Genomic DNA, 22,950 nt, shown 5'->3' with positions numbered 1-22,950 from the left:
CCACCGCGGCGAGTCGTCGCGACTGCGACTCGAGCTCGTCGACCGAAGCGAGGAAGGCAGCCGCGTCGCACCCGATCAGATCGGCCGCGAGCAGATCGTCGATCGCCGACCGCAGCGCCGCCACCGCCGCGGAGGCGGTGAGCGGTGGCGCCACGCTGGTCATGAATCGAACATAGAGCTGCGGTACGACAGTTTCGGGCCATGAGCAGTCCGCTGATCGCCCACAGCGAACAGCGCGCTCCGATCAGACCGGCAGCTGCCCGAGCGGGAAGCCGCCGTTGGCGTGCAGCAGCTGGCCGTTCACCCAGCGACCACGGTCGCACAGCAGGAAGCCCACCACGGCGGCGATGTCCTCCGGGGTGCCGAGGCGTCCGGTCGGCTGCGCGGCGACGAGTTGTTCGCGGAGCTCGTCCGCCATCCACCCCGTGTCGACCGGACCGGGATTGAGCACATTCGCGCGAAGTCCGCGATGGCCGAGCTCGTGCGCGGCGGCGAGCACCACGCGGTCGAGCGCGCCTTTGGTCGCGCCGTACGGCAGGTTGTCCACGGTGTGGTCACTCGTCAGTGCGACCACTGCACCACCCGTCGACGGCAATTCGCGCGCGAACGCGCGAATCAGCAGCCACGTGGCGCGGACGTTCACTGCGTAGTGCCGGTCGAAACTCTCGACGGTCGTGGTCATGGTGTCCGAGTCGACCGACTCGCAGTGCGAGAGTACGAGCGCGTGGAGCGCACCGACCCGCGAACGTGCCGTCGCCACCAGGTCGTCGGGACCGTCCACGGTCGACAGATCCGCCGGCAGTGCCTCGATCCGACGCCCGGACGACGCCGCGAGCGCCGCGGCGAACTCCGCCGGGTCCTGGTCTGCGCCGTCGAGACCGAGCCGCTGGTCGTACGGCCGCCAGTACGAGACGACGAGGTCCCAACCGTCCGCGGCCAGGGCCGACGCGATGCCGGCACCGAGTCCTCGCTGCCGCCCCACGCCGGTGATCAGTGCCGTCGCCACCGGCTCATCTTCGCCGGACGAGCGCGCGGTCGTCGAGCGAGTAGTCGAACCACTCGTCGAATCCCGTGGGCGGCGAGGCGAGCAGGCCGCCGACCGCCTCGCGCACCGCCACCGGGTACGGCAGCGGTTCGTACCCGGGCACCGCCGCCGCGGCGGACACGTCGAGCACGAACGGAGGCCACGCGTCCCAGGGGTTGCGGCCCAGCTCGACGTCCGCGTCCGGCGGCAGCCCCACGATCTCCAGCGGACGTCCGACCGCCTCGGCCACTGCGGCGACGACGGACGCGGCGGACGGTGAGTCGGGGTCCGCGACGTTCAGCACGCGCGTCGCCGGCGACGCGGCGCACGCGCGCACGAGCCGCGCGACGTTGCGCGCCGCGGTCGGGTGGTCGCCCGTCCGTCCGCCGCGGGCGAGCGGCACCGCCGCCCTGCCGTCGAGCAGCCGACGCACGACGAACCATTCCTGCGGACGCGTGGCACCCGGTCCGTGCACCCGCGACGACCGCAACACCGACACCGGCAGGTCGCCGGCGAGCAACTCGTGCTCGGCGGCGACCTTGTTCGCGCCGTACCCCGCCCGGGTGTCGTAGTCGCCGGACAGGTCCGGCGGCATCGTCGGTTGCGTCTCGGCGACCGGGCCCGCGAACCGGGGCGGTTCGTCGGAGTTCGCGTGCCGGCCCGCATCGTCGACGTAGACCGCCCGCGCCGAGAGGACCACCGCCGAACCGATGTCCGCCGCGCAGGCGAGCAGCTGCCGCGCGTGCGCGGCGGTGTAGCAGAGGCAGTCGACGACCAGGTCGGCACCGGCACCCAACCCGTCCGCGACCGACGCGTGCCGGTCGGCGCGCACGAACTGCCCGCCGAACCCCGGCGGAGCGTCACCGCGTCCGGTGCCCACGACGTCCCAGCCCGCACCGCTCAGCTCGGACGCCGTCGCCCGGCCGACCGGGCCGGCGACGCCGAACACGACCGCCCTCACGACCGGCAGCGTATGCGTGGCGTCGCGGGGCCGCCCAGCGACGCCGTCTACCCTCGCCAGGTGCGGAGGCGGGTTGCGAGTGCAGTGGCGGCGGCCGCGATGCTGGCGACCGGCGCACCCGCCTGGGCGATCCCGGTGCCTCCGCCCGCCCCGAAGCCCACCGACGGCGGCAACTCCCCCGCCGCCCCCGACCCGCGCCCGCCGCGCGGCGGTCTCGACCCGGACGGCAGGCCCGTCGGCGGTGAACGTCTGCTGGGACGGCGGCTCGTCCTGCCGCAGGGCGTGACCCGCGTCCCCGCGGACATCACCGCGCGCGCGTGGCTCGTCACCGACCTCGACACCGGACGCATCGTCGCCGGACGCGACCCGCACGGCCGCTACCAGCCCGCGAGCATCCAGAAGGTGCTGACCGCGGTCACGCTGCTGCCGCGCCTGCCCGGGTCCCGCACGATCACGGTGTCGCGGCGCTCGGCCGAGACCGAGGGGTCGCACGCGGGGCTGGTGAAGAACGGCCGCTACACCGTCGACGACCTGTTCCGGGGACTGCTGCTCGTCTCGGGCAACGACTGCGCCGAGGCGCTCGCGGCCGCGGCCGGCGGACGGGCGCGCACGGTCGCGCTGATGAACGAGACCGCGCGCGACCTCGGCGCCTATGACACCTACGTCGAGACGCCGTCCGGTCTGGACGGGTGGAAGCAGCTCACGAGCGCGTACGACATGACCCTCGTGCTGCGGGCGGCGATGTCGATGCCGCGATTCGTCGCCTACGACCGCGTCATGCAGTCGGCGTTGCCCTTCCAGAAGATCGTCGGACGGGTCGCGCTCTACAACCAGAACCAGCAGTTCCTGCAGACCGTCCGCGGCGCGCTCGCCGCCAAGACCGGGTTCACCGACGCGGCCCAGCACACGTTCGTCGGGGCGGTGAAGCGCAACGGGCACCGCTACGGCGTGGTCATGCTGCGAGCGCAGCGCTGGCCGCTCGACCAGTGGCAGCAGGCCACGCGGCTCGTGAACTGGGCGTCGCGGTTGCCGTCGGACGCGCGGATCGGCACGTTGGCCACGTCGCGCCGTCCGGAGTCGCGCACGGCCGCTCCGTCGGCCGGGCCGTCGGCGTCACCGGCCGTGTCGGCGCGTAGGTCGGACGACGACGGCGGTGTGCCGGCCTGGACGCTCGCGCTCGGCGCGGCCCTGCTCGTCGGCGGCGCCGCCGCGGCCGGCCACCGCCTGCTCAGACGGGGTTAGTCGCCCCGCGCGGCCCGGGTCGCCGCCCACGTCGCCACCGCACCCGCCAGCACGCCCGCACCGACGAGCGATGCGCCCACCGCCGTCGGGCTCGGACCGGTCTCATCGGCCTCTTCCCCGGTGTCCCCGCCGGGTTCGGCCGCACGCACCGGCATCACGGGCACGCTGTTGGCCGTCCGCCCGGCGGCGGTGACGGTCGCGATCCACGCGCAGCAGAACAGCATCCACCGCGACACCAGCTGGATCCACACCAGCACCGCCACGACGCCCGCGAACGGCCCCGCGGTCGGGCTGTTCGCGGTGTGGGCGATCGTGTACGTGCCGACGACCTTGAGCACCTCGAACCCGACGGCCGCGAGCAGCGCGCCCTTGATCGCGACCGGACGTTCCACCTCGGCGACAGGCAGTTTCACCAGCAGCCACCAGAAGATGACGGCGTCGCCGAGCACCGCGATCGCGATACCGAGGATCTTGAGCACGACGGTCGACCCGGGCAGGTCGTCGAGGCCGACCAGGCCGAGGATCTGATCGGTGAGCGAGGTGCCCACGACCGTCAGGCCCAGCGAGACGATCACGCCCAGGCCGAGGCCGCCCAGCACCAGCAGGTCGCTGCCCTTGGCGGCGAGGAAGCTGCGCTTCGGCTTCGGACGACCCCAGACGGCGTCGATGGCTTCGCGCAGGTTGGCGATCCAGCCCAGGCCGGTGAACAGCACGCCCACGAGGCCGACCACGCCGACGGCACCGCGGTTGTCGATGGCCGCACTGATCGCGTCCCGCAGCGTGGTGCCGAACTGGCCCGGGACCTCCTGGGTGATGCGGTTGAACAGGTCGTCCTCGAGGCCGGGGTTGGCGAACAGCACGAAGCCGGTGATCGACACCGCGAGCAGCAGCATCGGGAACAGCGCCAGGAAGCTGAAGTAGGTGATCGCGCCCGCGTACTGGTTGCCGTGGTTGCGGTTGAGCAACGCCCACGCGTCGGCGACGTGTCTGATCCAGAGGTGGTCGTCCTGCAGCTGCTGCCAGCGACCGGTCGCCTTGTCCTTGGCCTCGACGGCCTTGTCCTTGGCCTCGTTCAGGCGGGACTCGTCGCTCATGCCCCCCGGTCTACCCGGCGGCCTGCGGTTCGCCACCGGTGAGCGGGAACTCGGTGTCCCACTGCCAGCGGCCGTCCCCGTCGCGGGAGAACAGCACCAGGGAGGCCACCGTGAACCGGGCGACGAAACCCGACAGCCCGTCGTACGCCTCGTCGAGCGCGGCGTCGGGCACGTCGTGGGCGACCGTCACGTGCGGGTGGTACGGGTAGTCGAGCTCGCGCGCGAGCGGGCCGCTGCGCACCTGCCGCTCGAGCAGCTCGCACTGCGCGACCCCCGTCGCGACCTGGACGAACACCACCTGCGACACCGGACGGAACGTGCCGGTGCCCGACAGGTGCATCGCGAACGGTGCCGTCTGCGCCGCTGCGGACAGCAGGTGCTCCTCGACGGTCGCCATCGCGTCGGCGGGGACCTTCGTCGGCGGCAGCAGCGTCACGTGCGGGAACACCAGCTCGGCGGCCGGGTCACCCACCCGCGCGCGCCACGCCGTCAGCGCGGACGCGTGCGGCTGCGGGATCGCGATCGCGACCCCCACCGTCGCCATGTCGCTCACGCCGGCAGCACGAATCCCACGTGCTCGTAGGCACGCCGTACGGTCGCCTCGGCCACCGGCCGTGCCTTGGCCGCGCCGGCGGCGAGGACGCGATCGATCTCGGCGGGGTCGCCGGCGTACTCCGCGACCCGCTTCGCGAACGGCTCGGCGAACGCGACGACCGCCTCGGCGACGTCCTTCTTCAGCGCGCCGTAGCCCTGGCCCTCGAAGTGCTTCTCAAGGTCGGGCACCGACGTGCCGGTCACCGCGGACATGATCGTGAGCAGGTTCGAGACGCCCGGCTTGGTCGCGGGGTCGTAGCGGACCTCGGTCTCGGAGTCGGTGGTCGCCCGCTTGATCTTCTTGGTCAGCACGGACGGATCGTCGGTGAGGTTGAGCGTGCCCGCGTCGGGCAGCGACTTGCTCATCTTCGCCGTGGGGTCCTGCAGGTCGAGGATCTTCGCGGTCTCCTTCGGGATCAACGCGTCGGGCATCACGAACGTCTCGCCGTAGCGGGAGTTGAACCGCTGCGCGAGGTCGCGGGTGAGCTCGATGTGCTGACGCTGGTCCTCGCCGACGGGGACGTGGTTCGCGTCGTAGACGAGGATGTCGGCCGCCTGCAGGATCGGGTACGTGAGCAGCCCGATGCTCACGCTCTCGCCGCGCGACGACTTGTCCTTGTACTGCGTCATGCGCTTGGCCTCGCCCTCGGCGGTGAGGCACTCCAGCACCCACGACAGCTGCGTGTGGCCGGGCACGTGGCTTTGCAGGAACACCGCACTGCGTCGCGGGTCGACGCCCGCGGCGAGCAGCTGCGCGGCGCTGCCGCGGCTGCGCTCGCGCAGCACCTGCGGATCCGGGGGGTTCAGCGTGATCGCGTGCAGATCGACGACGCAGTAGAAGGCGTCGTAGCCGTCCTGCATGTCCGCCCACTGCTTCAGGGCCCCGATGTAGTTGCCGATGTGGAACGACGCGGACGTCGGCTGGATGCCCGACAGCACGCGGGGCAGCGGTGTGGAACTCACACGGCCGATTCTTCCACTGGCGCCGGCTCGGTTCGCGTCAGCCGTACCCGGGCGACGCGACGGCCGTCCATGCGGACGACGGTGAGCTGCAGGCCGTCGCTCTCGACACAGTCGCCGACCTCGGGCAAGCGTCCGAGCCGGGCCATGACGAAGCCGCCCAGCGTCGAGTACGGGCCGTCGGGCAGCTCCACTCCCGACTGTTCATGCACCTCGTCGAGGTTGAGCAACCCGCCGACCTCGACGTCCCCGGAGGCCAGCGGGCGTACCGCGTCGAGGTCGCTGTCGTACTCGTCGCGGATGTCGCCGATGACTTCCTCGATGAGGTCCTCGAGGGTCACGATGCCGTCGGTGCCGCCGTACTCGTCGACCACGATCGCGAGATGGTGGCCCTCCCGCCGCAGTTCCGACATCGCCGCCAGCACCGGCTTGCTGCCGGGCAGGGACACGACCGGGCGGACGACGCTCGCGACCGTGCGGTCCCGCTCGTGGCGCATCGCGGGTTCGAGCAGGTCGCGGATGTGCAGGAAACCCAGCACGTCGTCCTGACCGCGGCCGACCACGGGGTAGCGCGAGTGCGGCGAGGCGGCCGCCACCTGCGCCGCGCGGTGCAGCGTCATCGTGCTCTCGAGGAACGTGACCTCGGTGCGCGGCACCATGACCTCGTCCAGCGAGCGCTCGCCGGCGGCGAAGACCTCGTCGATGAGGGTGCGTTCGTCCGCGCCGAGCGACTCGTGAGCGGCGACCAGGCCGCGCAGTTCCTCCTCCGTGATGGGCGCACGGCTTGCGTGCGGGTCACCTCCCAGCACCCGCACCATCGCGTTGGTCGACCGTGACAGCAACCAGATGACCGGACGGAAGAAGGCCGCCAGCCGTTCGAGCGGGCGTCCGAACAGCAGCGCCGTCCGCTCGGCCCGCTGCAGGCCCAGGCGCTTGGGCGCCAGCTCGCCGACGACGAGCGTCACGAACGAGATGACGAGGGTGACCGCGACGACGCCGGTGGCGGTCGCGAGCCCGGCGCTCCACCCGTGGCCGACGAGGAACTCCCCGACCTCGTCCGAGATGGTGACGGCACCGAACGCGGACGACAGCAGCGCCGTCGAGGTGACCCCGATCTGGACGGCGGCGAGGAAGCGGTTCGGGTCACCGACGAGGCGGGAGACGGCGGCACCGCGTGCGCCGGACTCGGCCAGCGCGCGCACCTGGCCCTCACGCAACGACACCAGGGCGATCTCGGCGGCCACGAACAGGCCCTCGACCATGATGAGCGCGAGGACGATCCCGATATTGAGGAACAGTTCCCCCACGCAGGGGAGCCTACGGCGCTCAGGCGGTGGCGGCGCGGCGGTGCGACGTGCGGCGTGCGGCGTCGACCAGCGGCGCCACCGTGGCGGCCGGTGCGCTGCCCTGCAGCAGCACCTGCGCGACCCGGTGCGGGGCGTCGGTCATGGGGACGTGCCCGACACCACCGAGCATGCGGTGCTCGGCGTGCGGCAGCAGCCGCTTGGCCGTCTCGGCCTGCCACGGCGGCAGGACCAGGTCGCGAGCGGCCCAGCAGATCGTCACCGGAACGTCGCGGGCGATCTCGCCGGCGAACGGCTCGGCGGCCCCGAGCAGGGTCGTCAGCGCCGGACGGGCCCGCAGGAAGCCCCGGGCGTCACCGAGCGCCTGCGCGGGCGCGACCCGACGGGGGTGGGCGGTGAGCAGGCCGTACATCACCTTGCGGCCGGCGCCGGAGCGGGCCAGCAGCTCGACGCGCGGCCCGAGCCGCCCGGCGAGACCGCAGGCCTGCGTGAAGATGCGCTTCGTGTAGGCGAACTCGGCGCCGCTGCGCCAGAACCCCGCCGGCGACAGCGCGGTGACCGACCGCGCGTGGCCGTTGACGCCCGCGTACAGCGCGACCAGTCCGCCGAGGGAGTTGCCGGCGACGTGCGGACGGACGACGCCGATCTCGTCGAGGAAGGTCTTGAACTCGTCGCGCAGCACCTCGGCCACGGGCCGTCCGTCGGTGACGAGGTCCGGGGAGCCGCCGTGGCCGGGCAGGTCGACGAGGATGACCTCGCGGTGCTGGGCGAGCTCGTCGAGCACGGGGTACCAGGCCTGCCTGCGGTGGGTCACGCCGTGCACGAGGACCAGCGGTTCGCCGCTCCCGTGTCGTTCGTAGGCCAGCACCGCAGGTCCCTTCGCCGTGACGTTCCGTTCCCGGCACGAGGGCCCCGGGGATTGCCCGGCGGTCACCCGCGTGTTGCGCGGACGTTACCCAGGTCGGGGCGGTTCTCACGCCCCGGACCGAGAAAGTCGGACAGATTGTTACAGACACCCGCCCGACGACGGCCGGGATCTAGGGTGCGAAGGTGACCAACCACCCCTCCGGCACGCCCACCGAGCACCGTCCCGCCACCACCGTGGACGCCCTCGCCGACGACTACACCGACGCCCTCGCGCGGCTCGATCCGCTGCTCGCCACATACGCGGGCATCGCCGGCCACGACGACCGGTTGCCCGCCCTGGACCCCGACTGGCTGGCCTCTATGTCGCAGCTGCGCCGCGACACGCTCGCCCGGCTCGCGGCGGCCGAGCCCGCCGACGACGTCGACCGCGTGACGGTGGCCGCCCTGCGCGACACCCTCGAGACCGAGGAGCAGTTGCGCGACGCGCGAGCGGACGCCTGCCGGCTCAACAACCTCGACTCCCCGCTGCAGCGGGTCCGGTCGACGTTCGACCTGATGGCCACGTCGACCGCGGACGACTGGGCGACGGTGGCGAGGCGTCTCGCGGCGGTCCCGGACGCGATCGCCGGGTACCGCGCCTCCCTCGCCGACGCTGCTGCGGACGGGCACATGCCCCCGCGCCGCCAGGTCGAGATGGGGGTGCGGCAGTGCGGCGACAACGTCGGCGCGGACGGGTTCTTCGCCGGGCTCGTCGCCCGCGCCGACGAGGTGCCGGACTCTCTCCGCGCCGAGCTGGAACGGGGCGCGCAACTGGCGTCCGACGCCTACGCCGAGCTCGGCGCGTGGCTGGGCGGTGACCTGCTGCCCCGGGCGCCGGAGAAGGATGCGGTGGGCCGCGAGCGGTACGCGCTGCACTCGCGCAGCTTCCTCGGTACGAGCGTCGACCTGGACGAGACGTACGAGTGGGGGCAGCAGGAACTAGCCCGCATCACCGCCGAGATGCACGAGACCGCCGACCGCATCGTGCCGGGATCCTCGCCCCAGCAGGCGATCGCGCATCTCGACACCGACCCGCAGTACCGGATCGAGGGCACGGACGCGCTGCGCGAGTGGATGCAGCACACCGCCGACACCGCGCTCGAGACCCTCGCCGGCACCCACTTCGACATCCCCGACCCCATCCGGCGCATCGAGTGCATGATCGCGCCGACGCAGCACGGGGGCATCTACTACACCGGCCCGAGCGGCGATTTCAGCCGTCCGGGCCGCATGTGGTGGTCGGTGCCGCCGGGCATCACCGAGTTCGGCACGTGGCGTGAGCGCACCACCGTCTACCACGAGGGCGTGCCCGGCCATCACCTGCAGATCGCGCAGACCGTCTTTCGCGCGAATCTGCTCAACAAGTGGCGGCGGTTGATCTCGTGGGTCAGCGGGCACGGCGAGGGCTGGGCGCTCTACGCCGAGCGGTTGATGTCCGACCTGGGTTTTCTCGACGACCCCGCCGACCACCTCGGCATGCTCGACGGGCAGTCGATGCGCGCGGCCCGGGTCGTCCTCGACATCGGCATCCACTGCGAGATGCCCGCCCCGGCCGAGGTCGGCGGCGGCGCCTGGGACCACGACAAGGCGTTCCGCTTCCTCAGCGCGCACGCGAACATGGCCGAGGGCTTCCTGCGCTTCGAGCTCGAGCGGTACCTGGGCTGGCCGGGACAGGCGCCGTCGTACAAGATCGGCGAACGGCTCTGGCTGCAGCTGCGCGACGAGGTGCGTGCCCGCGAGGGCGACGCCTTCGACCTGAAGGCGTTCCACCGGCGCGCACTGGACGTCGGCTCGGTGGGCCTGGACGCCCTGTTCCTCGCCCTGCGCTGACGCCCCTCCGGGTTGTCCGCCCCTCGTCACGAGGGGCGGACAACCCGTCCGGGTGGGGATGCGTCAGAGCTTGGCCAGCTCGGCCTGCACGCGCGCCTCGTGCTCCTGCTCCTCACGCCGTGCGCGCTTCGGGCTCCACGGTCCGACGAGCAGGAAGATCAGCGGGATGAAGACGATCTGCCCGCCGACGGCGATCCAGAAGTAGTTGCGCCACTGGTCGGGCGACGTCTCGGCCGCGTGCGAGACCTCACGCAGCAGGTTGGCCACCTTGGGTTCGCCGAGTGCGGCGTACTTCTGCAGGAACGCCAGGTCGGCCGCCGGCACCTTCGCCAACGCCAGCAGCTTCGCCTGCGCGGCCTGCACCTTCTGGCCCGATGTGTTGAGCAGCAGCAGCTGCTGCAACGGCAGCTTCGTCAGCTGCTGCAGGTAGCCCTGGGCCTGCGCCGGGGTGACCCCGAGCTTGGTGACGACCTGCTGGATCGCCTTGGCCGCCGCAGCCCGGTCGGTCGGGTCGAGCACGATCGCCTGCCGGGTGTCGGGGTCGACGGCCTGGGCCGCCTTCAGCGCCTCCGGATACTGCGCGTTGAGCTTCGCGATGACGGCCACCTGCGCGACGGGCACCTTGCTGATCTCGCTCGCCGCCTGCAGCTGCGCCTGCTGGTCGTCCGGGTTCGCGCCCAGGGCCTGCGTGGTCTGCGGGCTGAGCGACTGCGCGGTCGCGAGCTCCGCCTTGTACTTCGTCGAGAGTTCCTGCGCCTTCTCGGCGATGGAGGGGTCGGCGGCGACCGCCTTGACGGTCGCGTTCTCCTGCGCGGTGAAGCCGTCCACCCGCCCGGCCTGCACGGGGGCGCCCTTCTCGACCAGGGTCGAGACGGTGTCGACCATGACCGGGACGAGGAACACCGACACCGCGATGACGATGCGGATGACGAGACCCCAGATGGCGAGGCCGGTCGCGGTGAGCGCGGGGTTGCGCGCCTCGACGGTCTCGGTGAAGCTCGCCATCCACGGCGCGTACGTCACGCCGAGGAAGACGGCCAGCAGGCTCAGGATGACCACGAACGTCGTGTACGACGTCTCGGGATGCGTCGCCCGCGTCAGGAAGACGATGGTCATGACGATCGCGCCGATGGCTCCGACGAGCATGAACGGCTTACGCACCCGCAGCTTGTCCGACAGGATGCCGATGACGATCAGGGCGAGCGCGTCGAAGGCCCAGATCCAGTTGCCGAGCGAGTTCGCCTTGGTCTGCGTGTAGCCGAAGACGGTCTGGAAGAAGGCCGGGAAGAAGCCGACCGCCGTGTAGTAGATGATCAGGAACAGGCTGATCGACAGCGCCGAGAGCACGATGTTCGGACGCAGCATCTGCGCGAACGGCTTTTTGAGCGCGGCGTCGATCTCCGTGTCGTCGATGCCCTTGGCGCGGGCCTCGATGAGCGCGCGGTCGTGCGCGCTGACCATCAGCTGATCGCGCAGTCGCGGCGAGAGCTCGCGCAGGAACACGGCCGACACCGCCGTCAACACGAGGCCGATGACGCCCGAGATCACGTACTGGTTGTGCCACGGAGTGTCGTCACCCAGGCTGCTCACCTGGATGCTGACCAGCAGCGAACCGAGCACCGGGCCCAGCGTCCAGAAGCCCATCGCCGACGCGCGGCCGAGCTGCGGGCTGAAGTCGCGGATCAGCGCCGGCGTGGCCACGAGGATCACGCCCTCGACGAGACCGATGGCGCCGAACACGATCGCGAAGCCGACCTTGCTGTCGGCGAGCGGGATGCCGAGCAGGCACAGCAGGGAGACGACCAGCAGACCGACGGTGATGATGTTGACACGGCCGTACTTGTCGGCGACGCCGGTGACGAACGACGCCAGCGCTCCCAGCACGTACCCGACGACGGCGATGTTGACGTAGTAGACGAACGACATGTCGTAGTCGACGAGGATGCCGTTGCGGCCCTCGGTGCCTGCGGCCACCGCGCCCGCGAGATAGAACTGGTAGTAGAGGACGACCGTCGCCACCACCACGATGGCGAGGCACAGGTAGCGCCGGCCCCCGCTGGGATAGGTGTCGAGTTCCGTCCGCCTGGTCGGCCTCGTGGGCGTGGGTGGCGATGCGGTGGTCACGGGCACTCCGTCCTCGGTCGTCGTCGACCGATCTCCGGCGAACCCGGACGGCTCCAGGTTGCGCGCTCACGGGTCTACCGTCCTCGACCCGTGCGGCGCAACGGTCCGCGCCGACAGCGTTACCCATCCGCGACGGGCCCGTCGCGGAAACGACGGGCCCGGCGCGCCAGGTCAGTTCTGCGAACGCCCCACCGTCCGCTCGCGGATCGCCGCCGCCTCCTCGGCCTGCCGCTTCTGCGGCTCGTCGAGCTTGCGGGTGTCGCGCAGCTCGGCGAACGGCTCCACGTCCGCCGGCATGCCACCCCGGATCGCTCGCTCCCGCTGGGTCTCGGCGTCGAACTCGAGCCCGAGCAGGATCGCGATGTTCGTGATCCACAACCACACGAGGAACACGATCACGGTCGCCAGCGAGCCGTACGTCTTGTTGTACGAGCCGGAGAAGGCGACGTAGACGGCGAACAGCGCCGACACGAGCACCCACACGACGACGGCGAGCACGCCTCCGGGCGTGATCCATCGCAGCTTCGGCTGCTTGACGTTCGGGGTGGCCTTGTAGAGCAACGTGAACATCAGGCTGACGACCACGAGCAGCACCGGCCACTTGGCGATGTCCCAGACGAGCACCGCGGTGTCGCCGATGCCGAACGCCTGGCCGACCTGCTCGGCGATGGGGCCGGTCACGACGACCAGCACCAGACTCACCAGCAGCATGACCACGAGCGCCAGGGTCGTGAGCACCCGCACCGGGATCGTCTTCCAGATGGGCCTGCCCTCGTCGACCTCGTAGATCGCGTTGGACGCCCGCATGAACGCCGCCACGTACCCCGACGCCGACCACAACGCCACGGCGATACCGACGATCGCCGCGAGGCTCGCCGCACCCGCCTTGCCCTGGACCTGCGCGATGACGGTGGTCAGGAACGACTTCACGCCACCCGGTGCCACCTCGCCCAGGTTGTTCAAGATCTTGTTCGTGGTCGACTTGCCGAGCAGGCCGAGCACCGACACCAGCACGAGCATCCCGGGGAACAGTGCAAGCACCCCGAAGTACGTGAGCGCCGCCGCGCGGTCGGTGACGTCGTCGTGCTTGAACTGCTTCAGGGCCCGCTTGAGAATCGCGAACCAGCCTGCCTTCGGCATCTCCGTCGGCTTGTCCGGTTCGGGGCTGCCGGCCGCGCCCGCCTCGGCCGGCTTCGAGGACGACCCCCTGCCGGGCGTGGCCGCACGTGACGCGGAACGCTCGCTCATACCTGTCCTCCGTGGCCGGTCGGCGGGCTACTGCCCGGCCGTGTTCCTGACGTCCTGCGCGGACGACCTCGCCTGGTCGGCCGTGTCCTGCGCGGCCTCGGTCGCGGTGTCCCTCACCTGCTGGACGGCCTCCTGGGCCGGCTCCTTGAGGTTCTGGGCCAGCTCCTGACCGGTCTGCTTCAGCGGCTCGGCGAGTTCCTTCGCCTTGGCCTCAGCGGTCTGGGCGAGATGCTTCTCGGCCCGCGTCGCGGGAGCGGTGGACGACAGCAGCCAGCCGACGCCGAACGCGATGAGGCCGACTGCGAGGGGATTGCCCTGGGCCTGCTGCTTCACGGTGTCGGGGGCGTTGCCGACGGCGGAACCGAGATCGGACGCGGACGAGGAGACCGAGTCGGCCGCGCCGCGCAGGCCGTCACCCGAGTCGCGCGATCCCATGACCCGGTCGCGCAGCGACGACGCGCCGCTCCTGACGCTGTCGACGCGACGGCCGACCACCTTGCCGGGTGACACCTTCTCTTCGAGCAGGTCGACGTGGCCGCTGAGGTTCGAGCGGGTGCGCTCTATCTCGCGCTGCAGTTCTTCGGGAGAGCTCATGATCAATTCCTTCGGAGGTCAGTTGCCCTTGAGGGCGGACGGGATCTGCGACGCGGTCTCGACGGTGCGCTCGGGCTTGGGGTCGACGCGCCTGAGCGCCGAACGACCCTGGACGAACAGGACGGCACCGATGACGGCCCATACCACCGCGACGATCACCGCGGCCAGGCCGGCGTCCATGACGTTCTCGAGGCCCCACCAGAGGCCGATGGAGAGGAACAGCAGCACCATGTAGCCGGCGAACCCGGCGCCGCAGAGCATGCCGGCGCCCTTGCCCGCCTTCGACACCTCGGTCTTGATCTCGGCCTTGGCGAGCTCCATCTCCTGACGCATCAGCGTGGAGAGGTCGCGGGTGACGTTGCCGATCAGTTCGCCGACGGACGCCTCACGAACGTCCGTCGTCGTGGGGTCGGACGGTGCGGACGCACCGGTGTTCGGGGTCGCGGTCACGACGGCTCTCCGGTCACCGGGCCCGCTGTCGGCACGTGCGGCACGACGGGGGCCGGCTGCGACGTCGGCGGCGCGAGGAAACCCGGGTCGCCGTGCACCCCCGTCGGCTGAGCGCTCACAGAACCGACCGACCGGTCGGTCTCCTGCGTCCCGCCGCCGTCGACGCCCTCCTTGTGCACGCCGACGACACCGCGGGTGAGGCGGCCGGCGGCGATGCCCGCGGCGAGCGCACCGAGCACGAACGTGCCGGGACGCCGACGGGCGAACGCGCGCACCTCGTCGACCAGCTGACCCGGCTCGCGGTCGCCCATCCAGTCGGCGGCCGATCGCGCACGGTTGCCCGCCTCGCCGACCCAGCGGGTCGCGATGCCGTTCTGGTCGGCGTTGCCGGCCATGGAACTCAGCTCGTCGGCGAGCGAGCGCAGGTTGGACACGAGGTTGCCGTGCTGGGCCTTGGCCTGGTCCTGCAGCTGGGTCTGCGCCTCGGACAGGACGTTGCGGGCCTGGGCCTTGGCCTCACCGGCGACGTCCTGCGCCTTGTCGGCGGCGGTCGAGGCGACCTCGCCGGCGGCCTGCTTGCCGGCATCGGCCGTGGCGGACGCGGTCGAGTTCGAACCCGACGGGTCGTCGGAGTGACGGGGAGCCGGGGCGGACGGCGGTTCGCCGGTCACGCTCGGCGGGCTGTATCCGTCGGAGACGAGGGCGTCCGGCGGTCCGACGGACGCCGGGGACGGGTAGGGACGGTCGGTCATCGAGAACTCCACACGACAGGTGGGCGCGGACGTGGCTCGCCGCAAGGCCGGACCGGGCCGCGCAAAGCGGGCGGTCGTCATGTCGGCCTGACCCTGGTCTGCCCGGTGGCGGACTGCGCTAACGGGGCGATTCCGACGGCGGCCGTCCGACCGGGACAGTGGTCTCCGGCCCGGGACGGGGAGCCTCTAGGGTATTGCTCAGCTCAGCCACGAGCGCACCTTGGTACCCCGGGGACACGATGCCGGAGCAGCACGACACGACGAGCACGACGACCAGCACGGACAGCACGGACAGCACGACCGGCACCACCTCCGGCGACGTCACCATGGGCCAGAGCGCGCAGCTGGCCGAGGAGTTCGCGCGGCTCAACGAGTTCCTCAGCGGGGGCGGTGGGCTGGACGCCGCGCTCACCCGCCTCGTCCACCTCGCCGTCGCGGCCGTTCCCGGCTGCGACTGGGCGGCCGTCACCGAATGGCCGCCGCGCAGGGAACCGCGCAGCCTCGCCGACTCCGACGGCGTCGCCGCCGAGATCGACCGGCTGCAGTACGAGGTCGGCGAGGGTCCGTGCATGGAGGCGGCCGCCGACAGCGAGGCCGTCGTCGCCGCCGACCTCACCTCCGAGAAGCGCTGGCCGGCGTTCACTGCGGCCGCGCTCGACCGGAGTCCGGTGCGGGGCATCCTCGCCATCCACCTGGCCGACGAGCCCGCCCGCACGGCCCTGAACCTCTACAGCGCCCGGCCCGAGGCGTTCGTCGACGAGACGCTCGGCACCGCGGCGGTGTTCGCCGCCCATGCGCGCGTCCTGCTGCTGCATGCGCGCACGGCGGTCAAGGCCAGCCAGCTCGAGCAGGCTCTCGTGACCAGCCGCCAGATCGGCGCGGCGATGGGCATCCTCATGAGCGATCACAAGATCACCCAGGATCAGGCGTTCGACCTGCTGCGCCGCAGCAGCCAGCGGCTGCATCGCAAGCTGCACGACGTCGCCGACGAGGTCACCGAGACCGGCACCCTCCCGACCGACTGAGCCCGGACACGACGAGGCCCCGCATCCACTGGACGCGGGGCCTCGTCGATGCTGGGTCGATCAGAGGTCGGCGACGTCCGCCTGCTTCGCGCGGACGGCCTCCGCGGCCTCCTTCAGGCCGGCGAGCTCGGAGTCGGTGAGGTCGCGCTCGACGACCTTCTTGACGCCCGAGCGGCCGATCTCGGCCTCGACGCCGAGGTACACCCCGTCGATGCCGTACTCGCCGTCGACCCAGGCGCAGACCGGGATGACCTGGCCGGCGTCCTCGATGACGGCGCGGGCCATGCGCGCGGCGGCCGCCGACGGGGCGTAGTACGCCGAGCCGGTCTTGAGCAGCGCCACGACCTCGGCCCCACCGTTGCGGGTGCGGGTGACGAGCTCCTCGATCTTGTCGGCCGGCAGCGCCTCGGACAGCGGCTTGCCGTCGACGAAGCACGCGGACGGGACGGGAACCATCGTGTCGCCGTGCGAGCCGAGGGTGAGCGTCTGCACCGAACCGACCGGCACCCCGAGTTCCGTGGCCACGTTGTTGGTGAACCGGGCGGTGTCGAGCACACCCGCCTGGCCGAACACGCGGTTCTTCGGGAACCCGGAGGCGAGCTGCGCGAGCGCGGTCATCTCGTCCAGCGGGTTCGACACGACGATGATGACGGCCTCGGGCGAGTGCTTGGCAATGTTCTCGGCGACACCACGGACGATCTTGGCGTTGACCTCGAGCAGGTCCATGCGGCTCATGCCGGGCTTGCGGGGCAGGCCGGCGGTGATGACGACGACGTCCGAACCGGCGGTCGCCTCGTACCCGCCGCCCTCGGGGGTGGTCGTCGCGCCCACGACGGTCGTCTCGAAGCCCTCGACCGGACGGGACTGGTTGAGGTCCAGCGCGAGACCCTCGGGCTTGCCCTCGACGATGTCGGTGAGCACGACAGTCTCGAAGACGTCGTACTCGGCGAGGCGCTGTGCGGTGGTCGAGCCGTAGAAACCGGCGCCTACGACGGTCACCTTGCCGTTGCGCGTGTCGGCCATGGACGGAACTCCTAGGGTCGGGTCCAGCTTGTCGGGCGGTCACTTCGGACCCTAACGCGCGAGCCCCTTACTTCTTCAGGCGGAGGTAGAGGGCAACGGCGAGGGTCACTCCCCCGCCGGCCGCGTACAACACCGTGTCCAACCAGCGGCTGCGCACGGCGAGCATGCCGACGTGCTGCGTGGGCACCACCGCGCGCAGCAGCGCGGCGAACAGCACGACGACCGCCATCCCGGCGGCGCCGCGCACCCAGTGACCGGCCTCCAGCAGCAGGTAGAGGAACGACGCGACCAGGCCGACGATGACGACGAGGAACGCGAGCTGCTCGCGGATCCAGCGCCGGGTCGCCGCCCCGCGGTTCACGAGCGCCCGGCGAGCTCGCGTTCGGCGGCCGCGACCACGTTCGACAGCAGCATCGCCCGGGTCATGGGACCGACGCCGCCGGGATTCGGGCTCAACCAGCCCGCCACCTCGGCGACGTCCGGTGCGACGTCACCGGCGATCCTGCCGTCGACGCGGCTGACGCCGGCGTCCAGCACCGCGGCGCCCGGCTTGACCATGTCGGCGGTGATGAGCGACGGCGAGCCCGCCGCGGCCACCACGATGTCGGCCTCGCGCACGTGCGCGGCGAGGTCGCGGGTGCCGGTGTGGCAGACGGTGACGGTGGCGTTCTCGGACCGCCGCGTGAGCATGAGCGCCAGCGGACGGCCCACGGTGATGCCGCGTCCGACGACCACCACGTGGGCGCCGGCGATGGGCACGTCGTGGCGCCGCAGCAGCTCGATGATGCCCGTGGGGGTGCACGGCAGCGGCGCGGGCTTGCCCAGCACCAGCCAGCCGAGGTTGGTCGGGTGCAGGCCGTCGACGTCCTTCTCGGGATCGACCGCCGACAGGATCGCGAACTCGTCGAGGCCGGTCGGCTGCTGCACCAGGAACGCGGTGCACGCGGGGTCGGCGTTGAGTTCGGCGACCACGCGCTCGACCTCGGCCTGCGACGTGCCCGCCGGCAGGTCGTGGCGGATGCTCGCGACGCCGATCTCGGCACAGTCCTTGTGCTTGGCGTTCACGTACCAGCGACTGCCGGGATCGTCGCCGACCAGCACCGTGCCGAGGCCGGGACGGAGCCCCTGCTCGGTCAGCGCGGTCACCCGCGTCGCGAGTTCGGACTTGATCGCGGCCAGCGTCGCCGCGCCGTCGAGCACCTGAGCCGTCACGTCTCGTGAGTCTGCCAGCCGCGACGACACGGGCCGCGGGACCCTGTGGTCCCGCGGCCCGTGTGTCGCCGTGCCGCCCTCGCGGGCGGCCGATCAGTGCTTGGTCAGGTCCGGCGCTCCACCGGGCGCCTGATGCGGCGGGTTCTGGCCGGGGGCCGGCTGCGGCGGCAGCTGGCCACCGCCGTACTGACCGCCGTACTGACCGTCCTGCTGGCTGCCCGGCTGACCGCCCTGCGGGCCGTGGCCGGGGAAGGCCGGGGGCGTCGGCGCACCCGCCGCGACAGGCTTGCTGCGGGTGACGAGCATCAGAATGCCGCCGATGATCGCGATCACCCCCGCGGCGACCGTGAGCCAGAAGCCGATCTGCGGGCCCTGGCTGAGCTCGACGTCCTTCGCCCCCAGGGACTCGAAGCGGCGGATCGCCTCGTCCCACGAGTACTCGCGGGCACCGTCGGTGAACGTGTACTGCGACGGCAGCAGGAAGTACGAGACGACCACGGCCACGATCGCGACCACGCCGGCGATGATGGCGCCACGCGCACCGTTGACGACCGGGCTGGTCGACCCGCGGTGGAAGCGGGACTTCTTGCCGGTCAGCAGCCCGACGACGCCGATGGCGACCAGCACGAGCACGATCGGCGCGATGAGGCCGAGCTTGCCCTCCTTCCAGGAGTAGAGGGCGTCCTGCACGGCGTCACCCGACTGCGACTGCCCGTTCACCGTGCCCGACACCTGCGGCTTGAACCACGGCGTGAAGACGCCGATGACGCCGAGGACGGCCGCGAGCGGGACGAGCCAACCCGCGGGCGGAGCCTTCTCCTCGACCTGACCGGCCCCGAGCGGGGGCGGCGGCGGGAAGCCCTGCGGGGACTGTCCGGGCGGTGGCGGGGGCGGGAAGCCGGGCGGCGGGGGCTGGTTCGGCGGGGGCGGCGGCGGGGTCGCGGTCACGGGGATCCTTCGTCGTCGTTCGGGGCCGGACGGCTTCGGCGAGCCGTCCGGACGGTCGTTCGGAACGTACGTCAGAACGATCTTGACCGCACCTCGGGCGGACGGGGACCGCTCCCCGGACGCGCGTCGGCCCGGTCGCATCCAGCGACCGGGCCGACGTCAGTGCTCAGGTGTGTGCGAGAGCGTGCGCGCTCAGACGGACCGGCGGCGTACGACGATCGCGAGGATGCCGGCGACCAGCGCGACCACCATGCCGATCGTGCCCAGCACCGCGCCGATGCCGACGCTGCCGGTGAGCCCCTCACCGAGCTTGTCCGCGTCGTTCTTCGGGGCGCCCAGGCTCGCGAACGCGAGCAGCGCACCGATGGCGCCGACGACGACCGCCACGATGCCGACCCAGATGCGGCCCTTGCGGGCGAGGACGAGCAGCCCGAGCACGAGGGCCACGATGCCCGCCACGAGCACGACCTTGCCGGCGTTGCCGGGGGTCAGCAGATCGGCGTCGACGCCGCCGGTGACCTTCTCGGAACCGAGTCCGGTGAACTGGTACGTCGCACCCTCGCCGTCGGAGATCTTCTCGTAGGGCAGGAAGGCGCCGATCGCGGCGGCGAGGCCGCCCAGCGCCAGCAGGATGCCCGTCCACGTGGCGGCCACCTTCGGGCCGGTGTGGGCGGGGGGCGGCGGCGGGCCACCGACCTGCGGGCCGGGATAGGCGGAGGCGGCGGGGTCGGACGTGGCGGTCATGGCGGGTCCTTTGCTGGGGGGAGGCTCGCTCACGCGAAGATCACGCGGAAACATATTCGGTTCTCACGTAGCTGCCAGTCGTGGTGGCGCGCGATCACCCCGTATATCGGACGCTTGCGGCGGACCTCTCTTGTACGTGTACCGCCACGTCACATGCTGGACGGGTCCGCCCTGACGTCGGACCTCCCGCAGCCCGGTCAGCCGATGACGACGCCGAAGACGGCGGCGAACGCGAGGGCGTGCTCGACGTCGACCCGGGCGCCCCGCAGGTCGGCGCGGCGCGGGTCGAGACCGTCGATCCGGGCGCCGCGCAGGTCGGCGTCGCGCAGCACCGTGTTGCCGAAGCGGGCGCCGCGCAGGTCGGCCCCGGCGAGCGTCGCGCCGGTCAGGTCGGTGTCGACGAGATTCGCGTCGGCGAGCCGCACGCCGGTGAGATCGCGGCCGGCGAGGTTCGTGCCGCCCAGCGCCGCGGACGTCAGGTCACATCCCGCGAAGGTCGTCCCCCGCAGCTGCGCACCGACGAAGCTGGTGCCGGCCAGCTTGCACCCGTCGAAGCGGGCGTCCGTCAACCGGGCACCGTCGAAGGTGCACGCGACGAACGCCGAGTTCTCGTGCCGCGACGACGCCAGGTGGGCCGACGAGAAGTCGCACGACACGAAGCTGCAGCCGACGGTCGTCAGCTCACCGAGATCGCTCTCGGCGAAGTCCTCGTCCTCGAACGAGCGCTCCGTCCACGTCTCCCGCGGCGCGTCGTACACGGTTTTGCGCGTCAGTGCGCGAAGTGCCGCGTGCCGGTGAAGTACAGCGTCACGCCGGCCTGCTTCGCAGCGGCGACGACGTCCTCGTCGCGGATCGACCCGCCCGGTTCGACGATCGCCTTCACGCCGGCGTCCATGAGAACCTGCGCGCCGTCGGCGAACGGGAAGAACGCGTCGGACGCCGCCACCGATCCGGCCGCCCGGTCACCGGCCCGGGACACCGCGAGCCGGCACGAGTCGACCCGGTTGACCTGTCCCATGCCGACGCCGACGGTGGCACCGCCTGAGGCGAGCAGGATCGCGTTCGACTTGACCGCGCGCACCGCCCGCCACGCGAAGGCGAGGTCGGCGAGGGTCTGCTCGTCGGCGGCGTCGCCCGCCTGCAGCGTCCAGTTCGCCGGGTCGTCGCCGGGGGCGTCGATGCGGTCGACGGTCTGCAGCAGCAGTCCACCCGACACAGGACGGCGCTCGAGCGGGGACGTCGCCGGCTTCGCGATCAGCAGGCGGGTGTTCTTGCGCCTGCTCAACCGCTCGAGGGCGTCCGGCTCGTAGGACGGCGCGACGATGACCTCGGTGAGCACCTTCGCGATGTTCTCGGCGAGGCCGACGGTGACCGGACCGTTGGCGGCGATCACGCCGCCGTACGCGCTCGCCGGGTCGCAGGCGTGCGCCTTCGCGTGCGCGTCGGCGATGTCGGACCCGATCGCGATGCCGCACGGGTTGGCGTGCTTGATGATCGCGACGCACGGCTCGGTGAAGTCGTGGGCGGCGCGCCAGGCGGCGTCCGCGTCGACGTAGTTGTTGTAACTCATCTCGGCGCCCGACAACTGCTCGGCGTGCGCGAGACCGGCGTCGGTGGTCGCGTCGACGTACAGCGCGGCGCGCTGGTGCGGGTTCTCGCCGTAGCGCAGCACCGCCGCGCGCTCGTAGTCGGACGCGACCCAGCCCGGGAAGCCGCTCGGGCTCCCCTGGTGGTCGTCGTCCGGGGCGACCGCGTTGCCGAGCCACGACGCGACGCCGATGTCGTAGGTGGCCGTGTGGCGGAACGCCTCGACCGCGAGCCGCTGCCGTGCGGCCAGGTCGAACCCGCCCTCACGCACCGCCGCGAGCACGTTGTCGTAGCGCTGCGGCGACGTGACCACCGCGACCGATCCGTGGTTCTTCGCGCTGGCGCGCACCATCGCCGGGCCGCCGATGTCGATCTGCTCGATCACCTCGGGCTGCGCCGCTCCGGACGCGACCGTCTCGGCGAACGGGTACAGGTTGACGACGAGCAACTGGAACGCCTGGATGCCGAGGCCCTCGATGGTCTCGACGTGCGACGGGTCGTTCTGGTCGGCCAGCAGCCCGGCGTGCACGTGCGGGTGCAGCGTCTTCACCCGTCCGCCGAGGATCTCCGGGAATCCGGTGACCTCGTCGACGGCGGTGACGGGCACACCCGCTTCGCGGATGCGGGCGGCGGTCGAGCCGGTCGAGACGATCTCGACGCCCGCCTCGTGCAGCCCTTGCGCGAGCTGCTCGATGCCCGTCTTGTCGTAGACGCTCACCAGCGCGCGGCGGACGGCGATCCTGGTCATGCGATGACCCCTCTCGAGACGAGCTCGTTCAACGTGCGGACGTACAGCGGTTTCTCGGCGGCCTGCACCCGGGCGCGCAACGACTGCTCGTCGTCGCCGGGCTCGACCGGCACCTCGACCTGCGCGATCACCGGTCCGGTGTCGACGCCCTCGTCGACCCAGTGCACGGTGACGCCCGTCGTGGTGGCTCCCGCCGCCAGCGCGTCGCGGATCGCGTGCGCACCGGGGAACGCGGGCAGCAGGGCGGGATGCGTGTTGACGATGCGGAAGCGCCGCACCACCCCGGCGTCGAGGATGCGCATGAACCCGGCGAGCACGACGAGATCGGGATCGTGCGCGGCGATCGCGTCCTCGAGCAGGCGGTTCCAGGAGGGCCGGTCGTCGCCCATCGGCACGGCGAAGACCGGCACGCCCGCACGTTCGGCACGCCGGAGCGCCTCGCAGTCGGGACGGTCGGTGCCCGTCGCGACGACGTGCGGCCGCAGGCCGGGGTCGTCGAGGATCGCCTGCAGCGTCGTGCCCCCACCCGAGGCGAGGACGACGGTGCGCGGCGGGGGAACGTCCGGGCCGGGCACCCGGC

23 protein-coding genes are annotated in these 22,950 nt (G+C 71.9%); 3 read left to right on the top strand and 20 right to left on the bottom strand.

Annotation, left to right across the window (positions count from 1 at the left end):
* Positions 1 to 244 precede the first annotated feature (244 nt).
* Positions 245 to 1,006, bottom strand: coding sequence for an SDR family oxidoreductase (locus ACYVP9_RS21170; RefSeq protein WP_460606935.1), 762 nt, complete (start codon positions 1,004 to 1,006; stop codon positions 245 to 247).
* Positions 1,007 to 1,010: 4 nt separating this feature from the next.
* Complete coding sequence (locus ACYVP9_RS21165) at positions 1,011 to 1,985, bottom strand: NAD-dependent epimerase/dehydratase family protein (RefSeq protein WP_460606934.1); 975 nt, start codon at positions 1,983 to 1,985, stop codon at positions 1,011 to 1,013.
* A 60-nt stretch (positions 1,986 to 2,045) separates the two neighbouring features.
* On the opposite strand from ACYVP9_RS21165, the gene ACYVP9_RS21160 reads away from it, so the two are divergent.
* The gene (locus tag ACYVP9_RS21160; protein WP_460606933.1) at positions 2,046 to 3,227 is read left to right on the top strand and encodes a D-alanyl-D-alanine carboxypeptidase family protein; all 1,182 of its coding nucleotides are present in this window, start codon (positions 2,046 to 2,048) and stop codon (positions 3,225 to 3,227) included.
* Here the strand turns inward: ACYVP9_RS21160 and ACYVP9_RS21155 are convergent.
* From ACYVP9_RS21155 to ACYVP9_RS21135, 5 genes are read right to left on the bottom strand one after another with little or no spacing between them, the layout of a single operon-like run.
* Complete coding sequence (locus tag ACYVP9_RS21155) at positions 3,224 to 4,321, bottom strand: YihY/virulence factor BrkB family protein (protein WP_460606932.1); 1,098 nt, start codon at positions 4,319 to 4,321, stop codon at positions 3,224 to 3,226. The two genes, ACYVP9_RS21160 and ACYVP9_RS21155, sit on opposite strands and share 4 nt — an antisense overlap.
* Positions 4,322 to 4,331: 10 nt before the next feature.
* Positions 4,332 to 4,865, bottom strand: a complete 534-nt coding sequence (locus ACYVP9_RS21150) for a 2'-5' RNA ligase family protein (RefSeq protein ID WP_460606953.1) — start codon at positions 4,863 to 4,865, stop codon at positions 4,332 to 4,334.
* 5 nt (positions 4,866 to 4,870) lie between these two features.
* Positions 4,871 to 5,878, bottom strand: coding sequence for a tryptophan--tRNA ligase (gene trpS, locus ACYVP9_RS21145; protein WP_460606931.1), 1,008 nt, complete (start codon positions 5,876 to 5,878; stop codon positions 4,871 to 4,873).
* Positions 5,875 to 7,182, bottom strand: coding sequence for a hemolysin family protein (locus ACYVP9_RS21140; protein ID WP_460606930.1), 1,308 nt, complete (start codon positions 7,180 to 7,182; stop codon positions 5,875 to 5,877). The genes trpS and ACYVP9_RS21140 overlap by 4 nt, the downstream gene beginning before the upstream one ends.
* Before the next feature lie 19 nt (positions 7,183 to 7,201).
* Positions 7,202 to 8,047, bottom strand: coding sequence for an alpha/beta fold hydrolase (locus ACYVP9_RS21135; RefSeq protein ID WP_460606929.1), 846 nt, complete (start codon positions 8,045 to 8,047; stop codon positions 7,202 to 7,204).
* Positions 8,048 to 8,229: 182 nt separating this feature from the next.
* On the opposite strand from ACYVP9_RS21135, the gene ACYVP9_RS21130 reads away from it, so the two are divergent.
* Entirely contained in the window at positions 8,230 to 9,915 is a 1,686-nt protein-coding gene (locus ACYVP9_RS21130; RefSeq protein WP_460606928.1) for a DUF885 domain-containing protein, read from the top strand.
* A gap of 63 nt (positions 9,916 to 9,978) precedes the next feature.
* Here ACYVP9_RS21130 and ACYVP9_RS21125 read toward each other — a convergent pair whose 3' ends face one another.
* The 5 genes from ACYVP9_RS21125 to ACYVP9_RS21105 form a co-directional block, all read right to left on the bottom strand.
* Entirely contained in the window at positions 9,979 to 12,039 is a 2,061-nt protein-coding gene (locus ACYVP9_RS21125; protein WP_460606927.1) for an MFS transporter, read from the bottom strand.
* Positions 12,040 to 12,210: 171 nt separating this feature from the next.
* On the bottom strand, positions 12,211 to 13,287 hold the full coding sequence (locus tag ACYVP9_RS21120; protein WP_460606926.1) for a YihY/virulence factor BrkB family protein: 1,077 nt from the start codon (positions 13,285 to 13,287) through the stop codon (positions 12,211 to 12,213).
* 27 nt (positions 13,288 to 13,314) lie between these two features.
* Complete coding sequence (locus tag ACYVP9_RS21115) at positions 13,315 to 13,881, bottom strand: DUF3618 domain-containing protein (protein ID WP_460606925.1); 567 nt, start codon at positions 13,879 to 13,881, stop codon at positions 13,315 to 13,317.
* Positions 13,882 to 13,899: 18 nt separating this feature from the next.
* Entirely contained in the window at positions 13,900 to 14,331 is a 432-nt protein-coding gene (locus tag ACYVP9_RS21110) for a phage holin family protein (RefSeq protein WP_460606924.1), read from the bottom strand.
* Positions 14,328 to 15,083, bottom strand: a complete 756-nt coding sequence (locus tag ACYVP9_RS21105; protein ID WP_460606923.1) for a hypothetical protein — start codon at positions 15,081 to 15,083, stop codon at positions 14,328 to 14,330. Before ACYVP9_RS21105 ends, ACYVP9_RS21110 begins: the two co-directional genes overlap by 4 nt.
* Positions 15,084 to 15,322: 239 nt before the next feature.
* Between ACYVP9_RS21105 and ACYVP9_RS21100 the strand changes: the two genes are divergently transcribed.
* Positions 15,323 to 16,108: a GAF and ANTAR domain-containing protein gene (locus ACYVP9_RS21100; RefSeq protein ID WP_460606922.1), complete on the top strand. Its 786-nt coding sequence runs from the start codon at positions 15,323 to 15,325 to the stop codon at positions 16,106 to 16,108.
* Positions 16,109 to 16,168: 60 nt separating this feature from the next.
* On the opposite strand, the gene mdh is transcribed toward ACYVP9_RS21100, so the two are convergent.
* From mdh to purN, 8 genes are all read right to left on the bottom strand, one after another.
* On the bottom strand, positions 16,169 to 17,131 hold the full coding sequence (gene mdh / locus ACYVP9_RS21095) for a malate dehydrogenase (protein ID WP_460606921.1): 963 nt from the start codon (positions 17,129 to 17,131) through the stop codon (positions 16,169 to 16,171).
* A gap of 67 nt (positions 17,132 to 17,198) precedes the next feature.
* Positions 17,199 to 17,492, bottom strand: coding sequence for a DUF3017 domain-containing protein (locus ACYVP9_RS21090; RefSeq protein ID WP_460606920.1), 294 nt, complete (start codon positions 17,490 to 17,492; stop codon positions 17,199 to 17,201).
* The gene (locus ACYVP9_RS21085; protein WP_460606919.1) at positions 17,489 to 18,343 is read right to left on the bottom strand and encodes a bifunctional methylenetetrahydrofolate dehydrogenase/methenyltetrahydrofolate cyclohydrolase; all 855 of its coding nucleotides are present in this window, start codon (positions 18,341 to 18,343) and stop codon (positions 17,489 to 17,491) included. Before ACYVP9_RS21085 ends, ACYVP9_RS21090 begins: the two co-directional genes overlap by 4 nt.
* Positions 18,344 to 18,436: 93 nt before the next feature.
* Positions 18,437 to 19,291 carry a hypothetical protein gene (locus ACYVP9_RS21080; protein ID WP_460606918.1) on the bottom strand — a complete coding sequence of 285 codons (855 nt, stop codon included), beginning with the start codon at positions 19,289 to 19,291 and terminating at the stop codon, positions 18,437 to 18,439.
* A gap of 192 nt (positions 19,292 to 19,483) precedes the next feature.
* Positions 19,484 to 20,035 (bottom strand): hypothetical protein, encoded by a 552-nt coding sequence (locus ACYVP9_RS21075; protein ID WP_460606917.1) that lies wholly within the window; start codon positions 20,033 to 20,035, stop codon positions 19,484 to 19,486.
* Positions 20,036 to 20,232: 197 nt separating this feature from the next.
* The gene (locus tag ACYVP9_RS21070) at positions 20,233 to 20,793 is read right to left on the bottom strand and encodes a pentapeptide repeat-containing protein (RefSeq protein WP_460606916.1); all 561 of its coding nucleotides are present in this window, start codon (positions 20,791 to 20,793) and stop codon (positions 20,233 to 20,235) included.
* An 11-nt stretch (positions 20,794 to 20,804) separates the two neighbouring features.
* Positions 20,805 to 22,370 carry a bifunctional phosphoribosylaminoimidazolecarboxamide formyltransferase/inosine monophosphate cyclohydrolase gene (purH, locus tag ACYVP9_RS21065; protein ID WP_460606915.1) on the bottom strand — a complete coding sequence of 522 codons (1,566 nt, stop codon included), beginning with the start codon at positions 22,368 to 22,370 and terminating at the stop codon, positions 20,805 to 20,807.
* Complete coding sequence (gene purN / locus ACYVP9_RS21060) at positions 22,367 to 22,945, bottom strand: phosphoribosylglycinamide formyltransferase (RefSeq protein ID WP_460606914.1); 579 nt, start codon at positions 22,943 to 22,945, stop codon at positions 22,367 to 22,369. The genes purH and purN overlap by 4 nt, the downstream gene beginning before the upstream one ends.
* Positions 22,946 to 22,950: the final 5 nt, after the last annotated feature.

The organism is Jatrophihabitans fulvus, assembly GCF_054781375.1.
This window is presented reverse-complemented; position numbering and strand designations above follow the sequence as displayed.